This window comes from Amycolatopsis sp. WGS_07 (genome assembly GCF_045278895.1).
GTDB lineage: Bacteria > Actinomycetota > Actinomycetes > Mycobacteriales > Pseudonocardiaceae > Amycolatopsis.
Window position 1 is genome coordinate 6,378,322 of the sequence record NZ_CP136053.1, and the last position, 17,108, is coordinate 6,395,429.

At 70.4% G+C, this 17,108-nt stretch carries 15 protein-coding genes and 3 pseudogenes; 8 read left to right on the forward strand and 10 right to left on the reverse strand.

Going from position 1 to position 17,108, the window contains the following annotated elements; translation table 11 throughout:
• Positions 1 to 71: 71 nt before the first annotated feature.
• Positions 72 to 677 carry a hypothetical protein gene (locus RPX00_RS30195; protein WP_406630439.1) on the forward strand — a complete coding sequence of 202 codons (606 nt, stop codon included), beginning with the start codon at positions 72 to 74 and terminating at the stop codon, positions 675 to 677.
• On the opposite strand, the gene RPX00_RS30200 is transcribed toward RPX00_RS30195, so the two are convergent.
• The 7 genes and pseudogenes from RPX00_RS30200 to bla all read right to left on the reverse strand — a co-directional run bounded on the left by RPX00_RS30200 (position 678) and on the right by bla (position 5,450).
• Positions 678 to 1,133 carry a MarR family winged helix-turn-helix transcriptional regulator gene (locus tag RPX00_RS30200; protein WP_406630441.1) on the reverse strand — a complete coding sequence of 152 codons (456 nt, stop codon included), beginning with the start codon at positions 1,131 to 1,133 and terminating at the stop codon, positions 678 to 680.
• A 58-nt stretch (positions 1,134 to 1,191) separates the two neighbouring features.
• Positions 1,192 to 1,527, reverse strand: a pseudogene (locus tag RPX00_RS30205) (VOC family protein); the annotation flags it as partial.
• 53 nt (positions 1,528 to 1,580) lie between these two features.
• On the reverse strand, positions 1,581 to 2,306 hold the full coding sequence (locus RPX00_RS30210; protein WP_406630443.1) for a decarboxylase: 726 nt from the start codon (positions 2,304 to 2,306) through the stop codon (positions 1,581 to 1,583).
• A 40-nt stretch (positions 2,307 to 2,346) separates the two neighbouring features.
• Positions 2,347 to 3,075 carry a hypothetical protein gene (locus RPX00_RS30215; RefSeq protein WP_406630445.1) on the reverse strand — a complete coding sequence of 243 codons (729 nt, stop codon included), beginning with the start codon at positions 3,073 to 3,075 and terminating at the stop codon, positions 2,347 to 2,349.
• Positions 3,076 to 3,168: 93 nt separating this feature from the next.
• The gene (locus tag RPX00_RS30220; RefSeq protein ID WP_406630447.1) at positions 3,169 to 3,918 is read right to left on the reverse strand and encodes a hypothetical protein; all 750 of its coding nucleotides are present in this window, start codon (positions 3,916 to 3,918) and stop codon (positions 3,169 to 3,171) included.
• Positions 3,919 to 4,044: 126 nt separating this feature from the next.
• Entirely contained in the window at positions 4,045 to 4,566 is a 522-nt protein-coding gene (locus tag RPX00_RS30225; RefSeq protein ID WP_406630449.1) for a D-alanyl-D-alanine carboxypeptidase family protein, read from the reverse strand.
• Positions 4,563 to 5,450 (reverse strand): class A beta-lactamase, encoded by an 888-nt coding sequence (bla, locus tag RPX00_RS30230; protein WP_406630450.1) that lies wholly within the window; start codon positions 5,448 to 5,450, stop codon positions 4,563 to 4,565. The genes RPX00_RS30225 and bla overlap by 4 nt, the downstream gene beginning before the upstream one ends.
• Positions 5,451 to 5,560: 110 nt before the next feature.
• Between bla and RPX00_RS30235 the strand changes: the two are divergent.
• Positions 5,561 to 6,438, forward strand: a pseudogene (locus RPX00_RS30235) (LysR family transcriptional regulator).
• 4 nt (positions 6,439 to 6,442) lie between these two features.
• Complete coding sequence (locus RPX00_RS30240) at positions 6,443 to 7,348, forward strand: serine hydrolase (protein WP_406630452.1); 906 nt, start codon at positions 6,443 to 6,445, stop codon at positions 7,346 to 7,348.
• Positions 7,349 to 7,646: 298 nt separating this feature from the next.
• On the opposite strand, the gene RPX00_RS30245 is transcribed toward RPX00_RS30240, so the two are convergent.
• On the reverse strand, positions 7,647 to 8,612 hold the full coding sequence (locus tag RPX00_RS30245; protein ID WP_406630454.1) for an SEFIR domain-containing protein: 966 nt from the start codon (positions 8,610 to 8,612) through the stop codon (positions 7,647 to 7,649).
• Positions 8,613 to 8,804: 192 nt separating this feature from the next.
• Between RPX00_RS30245 and RPX00_RS30250 the strand changes: the two genes are divergently transcribed.
• The 4 genes from RPX00_RS30250 (at position 8,805) to RPX00_RS30265 (ending at position 14,905) form a co-directional block, all read left to right on the forward strand.
• Entirely contained in the window at positions 8,805 to 9,380 is a 576-nt protein-coding gene (locus RPX00_RS30250) for a toll/interleukin-1 receptor domain-containing protein (RefSeq protein WP_406630456.1), read from the forward strand.
• Positions 9,381 to 9,384: 4 nt separating this feature from the next.
• Positions 9,385 to 10,992, forward strand: a complete 1,608-nt coding sequence (locus RPX00_RS30255) for a tyrosine-protein kinase family protein (protein WP_406630458.1) — start codon at positions 9,385 to 9,387, stop codon at positions 10,990 to 10,992.
• A gap of 68 nt (positions 10,993 to 11,060) precedes the next feature.
• A complete protein-coding gene (locus RPX00_RS30260) occupies positions 11,061 to 11,693 on the forward strand; it encodes a hypothetical protein (RefSeq protein ID WP_406630460.1) in 633 nt (210 codons plus the stop codon).
• Positions 11,690 to 14,905: an ATP-binding protein gene (locus RPX00_RS30265; protein WP_406630462.1), complete on the forward strand. Its 3,216-nt coding sequence runs from the start codon at positions 11,690 to 11,692 to the stop codon at positions 14,903 to 14,905. The genes RPX00_RS30260 and RPX00_RS30265 overlap by 4 nt, the downstream gene beginning before the upstream one ends.
• A 48-nt stretch (positions 14,906 to 14,953) precedes the next feature.
• Here the strand turns inward: RPX00_RS30265 and RPX00_RS30270 are convergent.
• Positions 14,954 to 15,660 (reverse strand): annotated as a pseudogene (locus tag RPX00_RS30270) (S1 family peptidase).
• Between the two features lie 256 nt (positions 15,661 to 15,916).
• Between RPX00_RS30270 and RPX00_RS30275 the strand changes: the two are divergent.
• Positions 15,917 to 16,333 carry an STAS domain-containing protein gene (locus RPX00_RS30275; RefSeq protein WP_406630464.1) on the forward strand — a complete coding sequence of 139 codons (417 nt, stop codon included), beginning with the start codon at positions 15,917 to 15,919 and terminating at the stop codon, positions 16,331 to 16,333.
• Positions 16,334 to 16,448: 115 nt separating this feature from the next.
• Here RPX00_RS30275 and RPX00_RS30280 read toward each other — a convergent pair whose 3' ends face one another.
• On the reverse strand, positions 16,449 to 17,099 hold the full coding sequence (locus RPX00_RS30280; RefSeq protein ID WP_406630466.1) for a sigma-70 family RNA polymerase sigma factor: 651 nt from the start codon (positions 17,097 to 17,099) through the stop codon (positions 16,449 to 16,451).
• Positions 17,100 to 17,108 lie beyond the last annotated feature (9 nt).

Below are 17,108 nucleotides of genomic sequence, written 5' to 3' on the forward strand. Positions count from 1 at the left end.
CGTTGTTCCACTGTGGACGGTGGATGCGGTTGGTAGACTCTTCCCTCCGGAGGGTGACGGAGGGGGACGGGATGACGCAGCCGCTGGAGCGGCCCAAGGTGACGGGGATCGGCATCGCGGTGGCGGTGCCGCTGGTGCTGCTGGAAATGCTCGCGCTGCTGGAGATCTGCGTGGCATACGGGGGAATCTGGTCGGTAGACAACCTAGTGAGCGGCATCGGCACTCTCTCCGATTGCCTGTTGGTGGTGACCTTGCTGCTGGCGATCGCAGTGCTCGTCGGCGTGGCGATGATTTTCGCGCGGCGGCAGCGGGTCGGCCGGATTCTGCTCTGGGGTGCTCCGGTGCAGCTGCTGTGTTCGTTCGTACTGGCGATCCAGTTCCATTCCTGGTGGGACAGTGTCGCGTACGGCGTGATGACGGTCTTGGCGGTGGTTCTGTGGCTGCCTGCGGTGTCCGCGAAGACGCCTCCGCCGGTGGGATACGGGATGCCTTATGGGGCACCGGGTCCGGGCATGCCGCAGTATCCGTTGCAGCAGTATCCGCAGCCGGGGCCGGTTCCGCCGCAGTACGGGACGCCGCAGCCGTATCCGCACCAGCAGCCGATGCCGGGGCAATGGCCGCCGCAGGGGCAGTGGCCGCCGCAGAGTCAGCCGCCGCAGGGGTGGCCGCCCCAGTGATCACTGCCCGGCGAAGTGCCGCTGCTGGTCGGTGACCTCGGCCAGCACGCGTTTGAACTCCTCGTACTCGTTCCGGCCGAGCCGCCGGGCGTGCCGGTCCTCGATCCCGGCCAGCACGCGGGCCGAGGCGCTGATCATGGCCTGCCCGCGGGAGGTCGGGCAGACGAGTTTCGCGCGCCGGTCGGCCGGGTCGGGGCGGCGTTCGACGTAGCCGAGGGTTTCGAGTTCGTCGACCATCGTGCCGATGACCTGCTTGCGCCGCCCGGACAGGCGGGACAGCTCGGTCGCGCGCGAACCGTCCGGGCCGAGATAGGCGAGCACCGCGCCGTGCCGCGGGCTGAGGTCGTCGAAGCCCTCGGCGGCCAGCGCGGTGAACAGCTCCCGCTGCACCGCGAACAGCAGCCGCCCGGCGAGCATGCCGAGATCGGGACGGGCGGGCACGCGGGAATCGGGCACGGCGGAGATCGTAGCCCCCGGCCGGGCGCGGGTCAGGACCGCCGGGGAGTACGCAGAATTCGTTGTCCTCGGGGTCTTTCAGCACGATCCAGTGGTCGTTTTCCGGATCTTCCACGACTCTCGCGCCCAGCGTGACGAGGCGGGACACCTCGTCGCGCTGTTCCACCGTGTCCGGCGCGATGTCCAGGTGCAGCCGGTTCTTGCCGGTCTTCCCCTCGGGCACCGGCTGGAACAGCAGCGACGGCCGGTCCGGCGCCTTCAGCTCGACGTAGCCGAGCCCGTGGCTGTCCTGCCACTGTTCGGTCCGCGGGTAGCCCAGTGCTTCCCGCCAGAATTCGGCGAGCGCGTCGGCGTCGCGGCAGTCGACGGTGACGGCGATCAGATGACTGCTCATGCCCGGCGGCTACCCGCGATCCGGCCCGGTTACTCATCTGTCCACAGTGGACGCTAATGCGGGTGGGCGAGCAGGGCGCCGAGCCCCGGCCCGGCGGCTGGGCGGCCGAGCAGGGTGAGACAGTGCCAGAGCGTCACCTGCGTCGCGGTGAGCACGGGTTTTCCGGCGAGATTTTCGAGTTCGGCGAGCAGCGGCGCGGTGTGCAGGGCGGTTTCGGGGAGCAGGACGGCCTGGGCGTCCGGGGAGCCGGCGGAGCGGACCAGGTCGCGGATGCGGTCGCTGTCCCAGCCGGCCAGGTCGCGATCCGATCCGGCGTTGGCCGACACGGCGTGCACGGTGGCGATGTTTTCCTCGGCGAGGAACGCCGCGAACTTGTCGGTGATCTCGGGCGCGTACACCGAGGCGAGCGCGACGCGGTCCAGGCCGAGCCGATGGGCGGCCGCGATGAACGCCAGCGACGTGCTGCTCGCCGGGACGTCCAGGGCGTCCGTCAGCGCGGCGGTCTGCGTCTTGGCCACGGCGACGCCGTCGACGAAACTGCAGCTCGTGCAGGCCCAGCTGACCACCCGCGGGGACGTCGTGAACGTCTTGGCGGTCCGGACCAGGCGGTCCGGTTCGCTCAGCTCGCGCACGGCCGTCTGGACGTTTTCCCGCTCGACGGTGCGCCGGGCCCAGGGCACGTAGGCGAACTCCACCCCCGGCCGGGCGTCCAGGCAGCCGGCCAGCGCGGTGAAGTCGTCTTCGGCGCAATCGCGCGTGGGGTACAGCAGACCGATCATCTGGGGCAGTGTCGCACTCGTTCGCCCGCCCGGCAGAACTTCAGGAGCCGGGGCCGGAGTAGATCTCCTCGGCGGCCGGGGCCTTGAACGGCTTCGTGTCTCCGTTCCAGTCGAAGTCCAGCGTGCCTTCCTTCGGGGACTCGTACCGGGCCATCTCGTAGGACGACCCGTATCGCTCGAGGTAGATCGTCCTGCTGCCGTTCCGGTACCGGATCGCCGGAGTGCCCGCCAGGTCGACGGGTTCGCCCGCGGAGTAGCCGGGCTGGTCCAGGTCGTCGACGATGCTGTCGACGAAGAGGTCGCGGTTCAGGGCGCGCTTGAGTCCCTCGCGGAAAAGCTCGGCCAGCCGGGCCTTCGAGGAGTCCGTCGGCACCCACTTGCCGACCACCGCGGAGAGAGCCTCGCCGGTCAGCCCGGCCGCCTTGGCCATCTCGGCGCTGAACTTCAACCAGACCTTGTCGCCGACGCGCAGCAGCTGCATCGGCACGCCGTCTTGCTCGATCGTGCCGCCCGCACTGTCGTGGTTGAGCTGCAGGTCGAGCTTCACTTTTCGACTGTCGCCGCCCTTGACATGGAGCGCGACCGAGGCCTTCAACTTGCCTGCGACGGTTTCGCCGACCACTGCGCCGTCGGGAGGAGCGTCGAACGGCTTGACCGGCGAACTCGCGGCCGGGCTGGCCAGCGACGGGGCGGCGTTTCCGCCGGAGCCGGAACAGGAGGTGCACACGAGCACGGCGGCGGCCGCGAGGAGGAGAACCGGGCGAATCATGCGATTTCCGTTCGGGACGGGACCGGAGAATGGTCCACAGTGGACGAACGGCCTCGCGTTCCCGAGCGGCACGGGAACGCGAGGCCGTGCGGGTCAGGAGCCGGGGCCGGAGAAGATCTCCTCGGCGGGCGGAGCCTTGGCCGGGACGGGCTGGTCCCAGCCGGTGAACTCCATCGTGCCTTCCTTCGGCGACTCCATCCGCAGCAGGCGGTGCGGTTCGACGGCCTCGATGAAGATCGTCGTGTCGTCGTTCTGGTACCGCAGCGCCAGGGTGCCCGCCGCGTCGGCGGGCTGGCCGAAGCCGTAGCCGGGCTGGTCGGCTTCGGAGGCCATGGAACTGACGAAGATGTCGAAGTCCAGGAACAGCTTGAACGCCTCGCCGAGACCCTGGCCGAGCTTGGAGTCGAGCGACACCCACTTGTCGCGCAGCATCGCGGCGCCCGCGGCGGGCACTCCGGAACTCTTGGCGAGCGAGTCGCTGAACTTCATCCAGACCTTGTCGCCGACGCGCAGCACCGGCACCACGACGCCGTCCTTCTCGATCGAGCCGCTCACGCTGTCCTTGTTGAACTGCAGGTCGACCTTCATCTTGCCGTCTTTTTTGCTCGCCGAGCCCTTGACGTGGACCGCGGTCGACTTCTTCATCGCGGCCTTGATGGCCGCGGGGTCGAGCGGGTCGGCGGACGGCACAGCCGACGAACTCGCGGCCGGGCTGGCCGAGGCGGGCGGCGGCGCGGCGGTTCCGCCGGAGCCGGAGCCGGAGCAGGAGGTGCACACGAGCGCGGCAGCGGCCGCGATGGTGCCGTAGCGCAGAAGGAGACGGTGCGAGACCGGGCGAGTCATGCGATTTCCGTTCGGACAGGCCCAGGACGCCCCTGAGCACATCCGGTTATCGCCTGGTCCGAGGACCCGTTACGGCTCTTCTGCTTCCGTCACGTATTCGTGACTCGCGCTGCGGTCCACAGTGGACTAGCTGGCCGCGCGGGTGACGGTGTGGCCAGGGTGCGGCAGCCGCTGCGGACGGCCGCCCGGGTGGTACTCGAAGTGCCACCATTCGTTGTCGTACACGCGATACAGGCCGAATCGCGCGCCGTGGACTTCGAGCCATTGCGCGCCTTCGTACGGGCGTACGTCGAGCGCGACGCCTTGCACGTGCTGCGATTGCGCGGGCGGCAACGTGAGCTGCAGGGCGAGTTCGGGCGAACCGGCGCGCAGCACTTCCTTGCGGAACAAGTCGGCCTGTGTCGCGGCGTCGCGGTGCCCGGACGTCAGGCCGAGCAGGATTCCGTGCCGCCACAGGGCTTCGGTGCGCGCCGCGGTGAACGCGGCGTACGTGCCGGGGGTGAGCCCGGCGAGGTTTTCGGCCGGGTAGCGGGCCCCCAGCGCCCACTGGCACGCGACGTGCCGTGCCCGGCCCCGCGCGACCACCCACGCGACCGGCACGAAAAGCACCGCGAGCACGTGGGTGACCACTCGGTAGATTCCCGTCACGGCAACGCCTTCACGACCGCGGCGGCGGCCTGCGCGATCAGTTTGTCGTCGGTCTTCGCGTCTTTCTGCGCACGGTCGGACAGCACGGCGAGCACGATCGGGGCCCGGTGCGGCGGCCAGAGCACGGCGATGTCGTTGCGCGTGGCGTAATCGGCGGAACCGGTCTTGTCCGCGACCTGCCAGTCCGCGGGCACGCCGGCGCGGATCACGTTGGCACCGGTGGTGTTGGCGCGCATGATCTTGGTGAGCACGGCCTGTTTGTCCGCCGGGAGTCCCGAGTCGAGCGCGACGGCGCGCAGGTCCTTGGCCCAGACTCGCGGGGTGGTCGTGTCCCGGACGTCACCAGGGCTCGTCTCGTTGAGAGCGGGCTCGATGCGGTCCACGTGGGTGACCGTATCCCCCAGCCTGCGGACCTCGGCAGCCAGCCCGCCCGGACCGCCGATTTCGCGGAACATCAGGTTATCCGCCGTGTTGTCGCTGTAACGGAGCGCAGCGTCGAGGACGCTCTGTAACGACATTTGCTCCCCGATGTGCTTCTCCGTGATCGGGGAATTGGGCACGAGATCGCTTTGCCGAATCGTGACCGTCCGGGCCAGATCATCCCCTCGGTGCAGGATGGCTGCCGCGTTGAACACCTTGTGCGTGGAAGCGTAGGCAAAGCGGTCGTCGGCGTGATAGGCGACCTCGCGGCCGTCGCCGGTGTCGATCGCGTAGACGCCGAGGTGCGCGTCGAAAGTCTTTTCCAGCGCGGCGAAATCCGGCTGGACGACTGTCTTGGCCGCGGCAGGCGCGGCGGACGGCGCCGGGGCGGGCGGTGTTGCTGGTGTGGCACATGAGGCTAGCGCGACCAATGCGAACGCGGCCAGGGGCAGCCTGCGGAACACGGGTTCTCCCTCCGAAGTCGATCAACTCCTCCGAAGCCTGCCCTCGGCCGGTTCATGCGGTCCAAGACACTTCTGTGCGAAATGATGCGAATCTGGCATAAGCTCTGGTCGTGGACTTGGTCGGCTGCTGCAAGGCGTTCGTGAGCGTGACCGAAGCGGGGAGTTTCACCGGCGGCGCGGCGGTCGCGCGCATCCCGCAGCCGGTGGCCAGCCGCCGGATTGCGGCGCTCGAGCGGCATCTGGGGGAGCGGCTGTTCGACCGGTCGACGCGGCGGGCGCGGCTCACGCCGTTCGGCCGGGACCTGCTGCCGTCCGCGCAACGCCTGGTCCGGCTCGCCGAAGCGATGGAACACGACGCCGAGCGCGCGCGTCGGCGGCCGCTGCGGCTGGCGGTCCCGGACACGTCCACCACCCGCGATCTCGCCGAACTCGAGGCGCAGGCGCGGACGGTCGAGGTGTTCCTGGAATTCCGTGTCGCCGGGCCTGCCGAACGTGCCGAACTGGTGCGGACGCAGGAGGTGCGGGCCGCGCTCGTCGCGGTGCCGCCCGAGGAGGGGTGTGGACGGTGCCGCTCGGGCTGGCGAGCGAGGCCGAGCCCGGCGAACCGGTGCTGCACCTGGAAACCCTGCGCGCGGGCCGGTCGGCGGCCGCGCGGCGGCGGGTGTGGGTGCAGCCCGAGGACGACGTGCCGCACGTCCGCGACCGGGTGTTCCGCGCGCGGGACGCGGCCGGGCTGCTGCCCGCCCAGGTGGAGGTCGCCGCGACGCTGACGACGGCCGCGGCGAGCGTGTTCAGTTCGGCGGATCTGCTGCTGTGCTCGGCGGATCAGGCGCGGGAGCTGGGGCTGGCGTGGCGTTCGGTGGGCGGCGTCCGGCTCGCGCGCGGGTACGACGTGGCGGCCGGGCTCGGCGACGACATCGACCGGGTGCGGACGCCGCTGCGGGCCGCGATCGCCCGCTGTCTCGGCGCGAGCGTTGAGGCAGACTGACGCCGTGAACACTGAGGCGCTGCTGGCGCGGCTGCGGGACGAACTCGACGAAGGCGGGCTGCGCGGTTCGTTCCTCGTCCGGGATCTCGGGTCCGGCCGCGAGATCGGGATCGAGCCCGACCTGCAGTTCGCGACCGCGTCGCTGGTCAAGGTCCCGCTCGTGGCGGTGACCGAGGACCGGATCCGCCGCGGCGAGCTGGACGGCGCGCGGCAGGTGGAGATCGAGCCCGACCGCATCGACACCGCGGGACCGACCGGGCTGTCGCGCTTCCGGCATCCGGCGCGCGTGGCGGTCGCCGACCTGATGTACCTGGCCTCGGCGATCAGCGACAGCGCCGCGGCCGACGAACTGTTCGCGCTCACCTCGCCCGCGGAGGTCACGCGGACCGTGCGCGACTGGGGGATCGCCGGCATTTCGGTGCGGCATTCGGTGCGGGAGCTGAGCGATACGCCGGTGGAACGGTTCGCCGAGGCCGACGTGCACCTCGCGCATTCGCTGGCGATCGGCGCGGTCACCGAGGGACAGGGGCATCCGGTGCGGCAGCTGGACGTTTCGCGGGCGAGTTCGGGTTCGGCGCGCGCGTTCGCCGACCTGCTGACCGCGTTGTGGACCCCGTCGAAGATCGACCCGGACGTGTCCGCGCGGGTGCGGGAGCTGATGGGCGGAAACCTGCTGCGCCAACGGCTGGCTCCGGATTTCGCGTCCGATTCCGCCAAATGGTCCTCGAAAACCGGGACACTGCTGAATTTGCGGCACGAGATCGGGGTGGTGGAGCACTCCGACGGACAGAGCTTCGCGGTCGCCGCGCTCACCGAATCCCGGGTGCCCGCGGCGATCCAGCCGGAGGCGGAGATCCTGATGGCCCGGGTCGCGCGGACCCTGCGGGACCATCTGCGGGCGCGCGGCTGACCGGGTCCGGCCGGATCCGCCCTCGCGGCGAATCCGGCCGGTCGCCTCGTCTTCCCTCGTCAGACCAGGCCCAGCAGCGTGAGGATGAGAACGATTCCGTGCGTCTGCATTTCCCGCACCTCCCTCCCGGATCCAGGCACGGAAAATCCCCGCCGCGAAAGGACGTGCTTTCGCGGTTCGCGGGATTTCCGTGATTCTCGGCGATCCGCCCGCAGCGGGCGGCGTGCACCCAGAATGCGATCCGGGAACGAGGGCGGACAAGGGGTTTCCTGTTTCCTGGAAAGCAGGAAACACCTGGTCAGCGAAGGGTCGGCGTGCCCCAGGCCAGTGCGGCCGGCCGGGTCGTGCGGGCAGCTGGGCCCGCCGGGGAGACGCCCGCCGCCGGGCGGCAGATCTCCAGCCGCAGCAGCCGGACGCCGGTGACGTCGAGTTCGGTGTGCCGCGGGCTGCCGAACGCGGAATGGTCGAGGTGGCGGATTTCCCCGTCGAGGCGGACGCAGAACAGGCCGGTCTGGAATGCCGCGTCGTCGGCGTCGTCGAGAATTCCGGCGACCGCGGTGAAATGCGCGTACGCGCCGCCGAGGTCGATTTCCGCGAACACCCACGATCCGGAAGTCGGCCCGGCGGTCCGGAAAATGACGCTGTGCTCGTAACTGATTCCGTCGATCCACGCTGAGCCCGCCGTGATGTCCGCGCTCTTGTCGCGCCACGGCAATTCGGTCGCCAGCGTCGGCCCGGCCGCGGAATCCGCCGCGCCGCGCCAGATTCCGCGCACCGGCCGCTCGTTCTGGCTGCGGCCGGTGATCGCGGAGATCAGCCCGGCGACGCCGTCGTCGGTGAATTCCGGAATCCGGTAATGCGTGGTGCAATACGGGGTCAGGAACGACGGGATGTCCTCGACGGCGCCTCCGGGAAGCACCACCGGCAGGATGCGGCGGGTCTCGCCGTGCAGGTCGCGGGTGAGCGCGTCGCGCATGATCCTGGCCTCGAACTGGGAACCGCGGCCCTCGTGGGACGGAGCCTCCCCGTTCGCGCGCCGTTTGTAGTCCGGCGAGGCGATCACCAGGACGAAATCGGCGGCGAGGATGTTCCGGATCGCCCAGTCCGACCAGTCGATCCGGGCGGAGTCGTCCCACTGGTCCAGCCGGACGTCGAGCCCGATCCGGGCGCGCAGGAAGCTGGCGAAGGTCCCGACCCGCTGGTAATGCTCGGCGGTGTCGTGGGCGTAGCTGATGAAGATCCGCGGTGCGGCGGGGGCGGACATCGGTCTCCTCGGATTCCGGCGGCAGCGACCGGTCCAGTTTCGGCTCCGGTCCCCGGCGCGACCGGCGGCCGCGGGTTTTCGGCCACAAAGTGTCCAGAATCTGTCCCTTGTCCGCGCCGGGGCCGAAGGTATCGTCGGTGGCCGAGTCGAGCACAGCCACGGCCGCGGAAATCGACGGGGAGCGCTGCCCAGGTGTACCACTATGATGTTTTCATCAGTTATCTGCGGACCGCCGATCCGATCGCCCGATGGGTGCGCAACCATTTCCAGCCCCGGCTGCGCGAACTGCTCGACGGCAACCTCGACCGGAAGGCCGAGGTGTTCTTCGACGGCTCGGTCCGGGTCGGCGGGCGCTGGCCGGACGAGGTGCGCTCCGCCTTGCGGCACACCAGGATCCTGGTCCCGGTGTGCTCCCCGAAGTACTTCTACGACGAATGGTGCCTCGCCGAGTGGGCCTCGATGGAGCGCCGCGAGAAACTGGCCGGCGGGGACCGCCCGGCCACCCTGATCTACCCGGTGATCTACTGCGATTCGAAGAATTTCCCGCCGTACGCCCACGAACGCCGGTGGGAGAATCTGACCGAATGGAATCATCCGTACGAGCAATTCCAGGTCTCGCCCAAATACATCGGTTTCCACGACCGGATGAACCGCATCGCGGCCGAGATCGAGGAACTGCTGAGCGACGCGCCGGCGTGGCGCGCGGACTGGCCGGTGCTCACTCCGCAGCCGGATGTCCCGCCCGCGTCCCGTTTCCCGAGGCTCTGACGCGATGGCCGGAACCGTGATCACGTTCTACTCCTACAAAGGCGGGGTGGGAAGGAGCTTCACGCTGGCCAATGTCGCGGTGCTGCTGGCCCGCTGGGGCCATCGCGTGCTGTGCGTCGACTGGGACCTCGAAGCGCCGGGCCTGCGCGAGTACTTCCGGCCGCGGCTGAACCCGGCGCTGAAGGGCGGGGTCGTCGACCTCGTGGCCGACTTCCGGGCGGGCTCCGTCCAGCCGAACCGGCACGTCCTCCCGGTCGAACTGGACACGGTGACCGGCGCGCTGGACTTCCTTCCCGCGGGCGCCGACAGCCCCGATTACCCGGCGCAGGTACAGGGAATCGACTGGGAAAGCTTGTACGACGACGAGTTCGGCGAGTACCTCGAACGCTGCCGCGAGGCGTGGACCGCGGACTACGACTACATCCTGCTCGACAGCCGCACCGGCATCTCCGACGTCGGCGGCATCTGCACCGCGCATCTGCCCGACCGGCTGGTCGTCCTCTACACCGCGAACATGCAGAGCCTGCGCGGCGCGGTCGATGTCGCGCGCCGAGCGAATGCCGCACGGAACGCCCTGCCCTACGACCGTCCGCAGCTCCCGGTGCTGCCGGTGCTCTCGCGGTTCGACACGCGCGAGGAGTACGACCGCTCGGAAAACTGGCGGGAAATCTGTCTCGACGAGACGCGAAGCCTGTTCGACAGCTGGCTGGACCAGGACGTCCCGCCCGCGGTGATCGCGCGGCACCTCACGCTGCCGTACGTGTCGTACTGGACCTTCGGCGAGCAGTTGCCCGTGCTGCTGGAGAAAAGCCCCGGCGCGGACCAGATCGGCTTCGCCCTGGAGACGGTCGCCGCGGTGATCGCGCATTCCTTCGACCGGACCGAACTGCTGGCCGAAAACCGCGACGCCTACGTGGCGGCGGTGCGCACCAAGACGCAGAACTTCGCCTACGACATCCAGGTCAGCATGCCCCGCTCGAACCTCGAGGTGTCCAAGAACGTGGTGGCGGAGCTGGAAAAACTCGGCATCCGGGTCGGCCGGTCGCTGTCGGGCGACCGGTCCTGGCTCGGCCGCGCGGAGACCGACGCCCGGCACCTGTGCCTGGTGATCGACGGCAAGGCGAGCCGGTGGCAGCTGGCGGAGGTCGAGCTGTTCCTGCACCGCACGCTGGGCCAGGACCGCAGGCTGATCCCGGTGCTCACCGAAGGAACCGACCCGCGCGAGCTGTCCGGATACCTCGGCAATCTGCGGCACCTGCGGCTCAGCTCGGTGAACGGCCCGGCGAAGGTCGCGCGCAGCCTCGCCGACGAGATCGGCGCGGGCCGGACCCTGGTCGACACCGGCCAAACCGACCTCGTTTCCCTGCTGCGGCAAGCAGTGCACGCCCGCCTCCGGCCCGGACTGTGGGACCTCGTCGACGACCTCGCGAGCGAAATGCCCGCCGCGGTCGGCGCCGGAGACAGCGTGCGAGCGCAAGAACTCGGCGCGGACCTGGCGGTGCTGCTGCGCCCGCGCCGGGACGACGACGACGCGATCCCGCCGCCGCCCCGGGTCCAGAAAGTCCTGGACTGGGCCCGGCGAGTGCTCGACGTGCGGGTGACCGGCAGCTAGCCGCGCCCCGCGAATTCCCACGCCCCGCCGCGCCCGCGGCCGGGCCGCCCGGTGAGAAAGGACGGCGGATGCACGAACGACTGAGCCACAAGCAGTCCGCGGCGATGATGGCGCTGATGGTGCACGGCCAGGAAATGTCGAACCCGGATCTGCGCGCCAAGGCGGGCTTCGCCCTCGACGGGAAAGACCGGCACAAACTCAACGAAAAATACGTCAGCAGCCGGAAATCCGGCCGAGCGTTCGTACACCAGCTGACCGACGACGGCTGGGTCTGGTGCGAGGAGGAACTAGCCGCGCTGACCCCGCCGAAGCCGGTGCGCAGCACGCTGACCGTGGTGGCTTACCTGGCGCTGAACCGGTTCTTCGAGTACTTGCGGCTGCACAACGTCTCCCTCAAGGACGTTTTCACCGGCGGGGACGGCACCGCGCCGGAGGCGGTGAAGCTGGAGGACATGATTCTCCAGGCCTACCGCAAACTCGCGCGCGAGCCGCGCGGCTGGGTGGGGCTGGCGGATCTCCGTTCGCTGCTCGGCGACGCCGCGGACGCCGAGGTCGACGCGGTGCTCAAGCAGCTGAGCCGTACCGGGCAAGCGAAACTGGTGCCCGAGTCCAACCGCAAGGTGCTGACCGCCGCGGACCGGGCGGCGGCCGTGCGCATCGGCGGTGAAGAGAATCATATGCTTTCGATCGAGGCGTCATGATCGAGCACCTGGCCGTACTGGCGACCTTGCGTTTCGACTGGGCGGACACTCCCGACCACGTATGGCGGGATTCTCCGTACCACGTAGACGGACTGCACGCGGACGTGATGGCGGCGATCGACGTCGGCATCCGCGACGCGGCGGCGAGCGACGGGCCGAGCCCGATCGGCCTGGTCATGCAGGGCATGAAGGGCGTCGGCAAGACCCATCTGCTGGGCATGGTCCGGCGGGCGGCGCACCGGGCGGGCGGCTATTTCTTCCTCGACGACCTCACCGCGGGCGACGCGTTCTGGGAGAACACCGCCGACGCGCTGCGCCGCGGCCTGCTGCGGGCCGACGATTCCGGCGAAACGCAGCTGCGCAGCTTCGTGCGCCGGGTCTGCGAACGCGGCGACGTGTCCTGGGAGGCCACCTCGGCCCTCCTGGGCACGGGTGCGTTGACCCGTTCGCACCTCGACGCGTTCGTGCTCGGGCTCCGGAAGCTCGACCGGCAGGTCGCCGTGGAGTGCGCGGACACCGCCCGCGCGCTGGTGCTGTACGCCGCCGAAGACCTGACTCAGAACGAGATCGGCGACGAGTACCTCGGCAGTTCCGAGGAATCGAAGTCGGGTGCCCGCCGGAAGTGGGGCATCCGGGCGAAGGCGAAATCCGCGCTGGGGCAGGTGCACGACATCACGCGGCTGCTCGCGCTCACCGGCCCGCTCGTGATCGGGGTCGACCAGCTCGACACGCTCATCGCCCGTTCCTCGTTGCAGACAAAGGAGATCGGGAGCCGAGGGGAGGAGGATTTCCTCGTCGCCCAGATCGCCGACGGGCTGATGGAGCTGCGCGAGGTCACCCGGCGGACGGTGACCGTGCTCGCCTGCCTGCCGACGACGTGGATGCTGATCAAGGACAAGGCCGCGGACACCGTGCCCGACCGCTTCCGCGAAACCCTGACGCTCGGCCGGGTGCTGGACGCCGAGGTCGGCAGGCGGCTGGTGGAACGGCGGCTCGGGGTCGCCTATGCCGCGATGGATTTCACCCCGCCGCATTCGACGTGGCCGGTCGCGCCCTCGGCGTTCGACGGGCCGTGGGAGGAGTACACCCCGCGCGAGCTGCTGAAGCGGATCGGCGCGCACATCGACGCCTGCGTCCGTGCGGAACGGGTGCAGGAGCTGACCAGCTTCGACACCATCGCACCGCAGGTGCTGCCCGCGCGCCCGGAGCCGAAACCCGACCGCTTCGCCGAACTCGACGCCTGGTTCGAGCAGCTTCGCGCGGCGGCGGATCCGGCGGCGCTGCTCGACCACAAGGTGGAAGACGAGGTGATGCCCCGGCTGCTGTCGGCTGCGCTGCGCGGGTGGATCACCGAGGTCGGCGACGACGAAATGGAGTGGGACGCTCGCGGCAGCGAGGACGAACTGCACGCGTGGCTCACCCACACTCTCGACGAGGACTCCGACCTCGAGGAGCACTGGGCGTTCCGGGCGATCTCCGTGCGGCATCCGCTGGCGGTGCTCAACCGGTTCCGCAAGGCGCGTTCGGCCGCCGGGCTGCGGCCCGGCGCGGACAACCGCCACCTCGTCCTGATCCGGAATTCCTCCTGGTCCAAAGGCGAGAAAACCCAAGCCGAGCTGCGGGCCTTCGAAGCCGCCGGCGGGAAGCGGCGCAAGATGTCCGAAGCGGACGTCCGCACGTTCTGGGCGCTGGACGAGATGTTCGTCAAGGGCGGCCCGGACGTCCACGAATGGCTCATCGACCGCCGTCCCGCGCGTCGGTCCCAGCTGCTCTCCGGCGTCCTGCCCGACACCGCGCAACGCGCCGAGAGCACCGCGCAGCGCCCCGAGCGCACCGTGCCCCAGCACTCACCGACCCAGCCGCCGCTCTTCCCGCAACCCGCCGCCGTACCAGCGCAAACGCAGCGATCCGCCCGCAACGGAACCGCGCAGGCCCCTCGTTCCGACGGGACCCACCCGCCACCGGACGGCACCCTCACTCTCGGCACCGAAACCGGCTCCGGCGCTCCCATCCGGATCGAACTGTCCGCCCTGCGCAAGCACGCCGCGGTCTTCGCCGGGTCCGGTTCGGGGAAAACCGTGCTCCTGCGCCGGATCGTCGAGGAATGCGCCCTGCTCGGCGTGTCGTCGATAGTTCTGGACCCGAACAACGACCTCGCCCGTCTCGGCGACGCGTGGCCGAGCCCGCCGAGCGGGTGGGGGCCCGAGGACGCTCAGCTCGCCGAACGGTATCTGGACGGCACCGACGTCGTCGTGTGGACGCCGGGCCGGGCCAACGGGCGGCCGCTCGGGTTCGAGCCGTTGCCGGATTTCGCCGGGGTGCTCGACGACGAGGACGAGTTCGCCGCGGCGGTCGAGGTGGCGGTGGCCGCGCTCGCGCCGCAGGCCCGGCTCACCGGCAGCACCGCGAAGGCGGACATCGGACTGGCGGTCTTGCGGCAGACGATCGTGCACCACGCGCGCACCGGGTCGCGGAGCCTGCCCGAGCTGATCCAGGTCCTCGCCGATCTTCCCGACGGCGTCACGAATCTCAACGGCGGAAGGAAAATCGCGGCCGAGGTCGCCGAGCTGCTCAAGGCGGCGATGGTGAACGACCCGCTGTTCGCCGGAGCTGGGACCCCGGTCGATCCGGCGTTGCTGCTGACCCCCGCGGACGGCAAACGCGCGCGGATCTCGGTGATCAGCTTCGCCGGGCTGCCGTCCGAATCCCAGCGGCAGAGTTTCGTGAACCAGCTGCAGATGGAGCTGTTCGCGTGGATCAAGCGGAATCCGGCGGGGGACCGGCCGCTGGGGGCGCTGTTCGTGATGGACGAGGCGCAGACGCTCGCGGCGTCGGGATCGCTCACCGCGAGCACGCGGAGCACGATCGTGCTGGCCGCGCAGGCCAGGAAGTACGGGCTGGGGCTGCTGTTCGCGACGCAGGCGCCGAAAGGCCTGCACAACCAGATCGCCGGCAACGCGACGACGCAGTTCTTCGGGCGGCTCAACAGCCCGGCGCAGATCGCCGCGGCGAACGAGATGGCGCGGGCGAAAGGCAGCCCGGTGGCGGACATCTCGCGGCTGGAGCGGGCCCAGTTCTACGTGTCCGGGGAGGCGTTCGGGTTCCGGCGGGTGTCGACGCCGCTGTGCCTGAGCCACCATCCGGCGAGCCCGCTGCGGATCGAGGAGGTGCTCGCGCGGGCCAGGAACGGGGAGGGAAGAGGGGAGGGGTGAAACAGCGGCCCGGGCCCGGGGATCCGTCCGGGCCCGGGCCGCTGCGGATCAGACGCCCGCGACGGACTTGATCCAGTCGCGGTACTGGGTGACGTTGATGTAGGCGGTGTAGGACTGGCGGTCGCTGGTCGAGGCGACGCCGACCTGCTTGCCGTTCGCGTACATCGGGCCGCCCGAGTCGCCGCCGGCGGTGATGCCGTCGCCGCGGTTGGCGCACACCGACACGCCGGCCGCGCCGTCCGGGCAGTCGACCGAGGTGACCTGGACGTTCGCCACCTTCAGCACCTGCGACTGGCAGTTGATCTCGGGCTGGTCGGTGCAGGTCGCGCCCCAGCCGTAGACCTGGACGGTGTCGCCGACGTTGACGTCGCTCGCGGTGCCGAGCGGCGCGTACTCGGTCTCGACCTTCTGGTCGATCTGGACCAGCGAGATGTCGGCGTCGGGGAGTCGTGCACCGACGTCGCGGAGACCTCGGTGCCCTGGGTCTGGTCGAGGCTGCCGATGTGGAAGGTGATCTGCTTGCCGCCCGCGCCCTGCGTGCAGTGCCGGGCGGTCAGGATCCAGTCGGGCGCGACGATCGTGGCGGAACAGAGTTCCTGGCCGCCGGCGAACATCCGGGCCGCGGCGTGCAGGGAGTCGGCGTTGCTGCCGTCGATGATGGCGGGCTGGGCGGGAGCGGCGCTCGCCGGGGCGGCCGCGACCGCGGCGGCGAAGGCGAAGCCGGACAGGATTGCGGCGGTGCGCGCGATTCGCACTGGTGATCATCTCCGGTGGGTGCGGGGAGCTGTCAGGTACTGACCCACCGTCGTGAATGTCGGTAAATGACGGAACCCGCCGAAGGTCGGGCTGACAGAGTTCCCGACTTTCGTCGTAGGGCAAGCGGAGCAGCGGCCGTCCGAGGTGCGCGGACGTGGACTGTGAGCGCGGTCACCGTGCCCGGAGGTCCAGAATGGTGTCGGGTGGACGTGCGGGCGCGACGGGCCCCGCCTGGACAGGGAGTGCAGCACGCGGATGGAAGCCGGCTCACAGGGATCGGCACGGCTGAAGTCGTCGTACCGCTACGACGACCTCGACGTGCTCACGCTGCTGCTGGCGGGCGAACTCGACGCCGGCACCGCGCTGGTGGTGGTGCGCGCGGTGACGTTCGCGCTGGCCAAACGCCCGATGGCGCTGGTGCTGGACCTGACCGGGCTGACCGAGCTGAGCGACGCGGGCGTGCACGTCCTGCGGGCCGCGCAGGACCGCGCGGCCGCCGAGGGCGTGGTGCTGCGGCTGCTCGCGCACCCGTCCGGCGCGGCGGGCCGCCGGCTCGCCGAGACCGGGATGACCGGGGTGTTCGACATCTATCCCGACCGCACGGCGGTCCGCGTCGAGACCGACCGGATCGCGTTCCTGCGCCGGATGCGGCGGCGCCTCGACGCGGGCTGAGGCCGGTCCGGAACCGGGCTTCCCGGGCCGCACGGCCCCGCCGCCGTGGCCCGAGCGGGTGAACTTCCCGGATTTTTTCGCCGGTGGTCCGGACCAGTGCCGGGATGTGGCAAGTTCACGCGAGCAGCGCCTCGGCCAGCCCCTGCTCCCGGATCGAGTCCCGCAGCTTCGCCAGCGCGCGGCATTGCGTCACCCGGACGTTGCCCGGCGAGATCCCCAGCGCCTTCGCCGTTTCGGCCGACGTCAGGCCGACGACCACGCGCATGGTGAGGATTTCCTGCTGCAGCTTCGGCATCCCGGCCATCAGCCTGCCCAGCGCCGCGCCGAGGTCGGCGGTCAGCGTGTGCGATTCCGGGCCGTCGCCGAGATCCGGGTTCTCCGGGAGGTCGGGCACCGGCCGCGAACGGTCGCGCGACACCGCGCGGAACGCGTCGGCCACCTTGTTCGCCGCGATCGCCCGCACCAGGTGCAGGAACGAGCCGCCGCGGTCCTCGTAGCCCGGCACCGCCTGCAGGACCGCGATGCACACTTCCTGCGCGACGTCGTCGGCCGACAGGTACGACAGGTCGCGGCCGCCGATGCGGGCCCGGCAGTAGCGCGCGATCACCGGTTTCAGCAGCGCCAGCAGTTCCGGAGCCGCGCCGGGGGCGCCGTCGCGGGCCGCGCGGACGACGGTTTCCAGTCGCTGCGCCAGTCCGGAGGGACGCGGCAGCGCGGCGAGCGGCACATAGCCTTCGACCGGTTCGGGCACGGTGGCGGTGGGCATCAGGGTCGT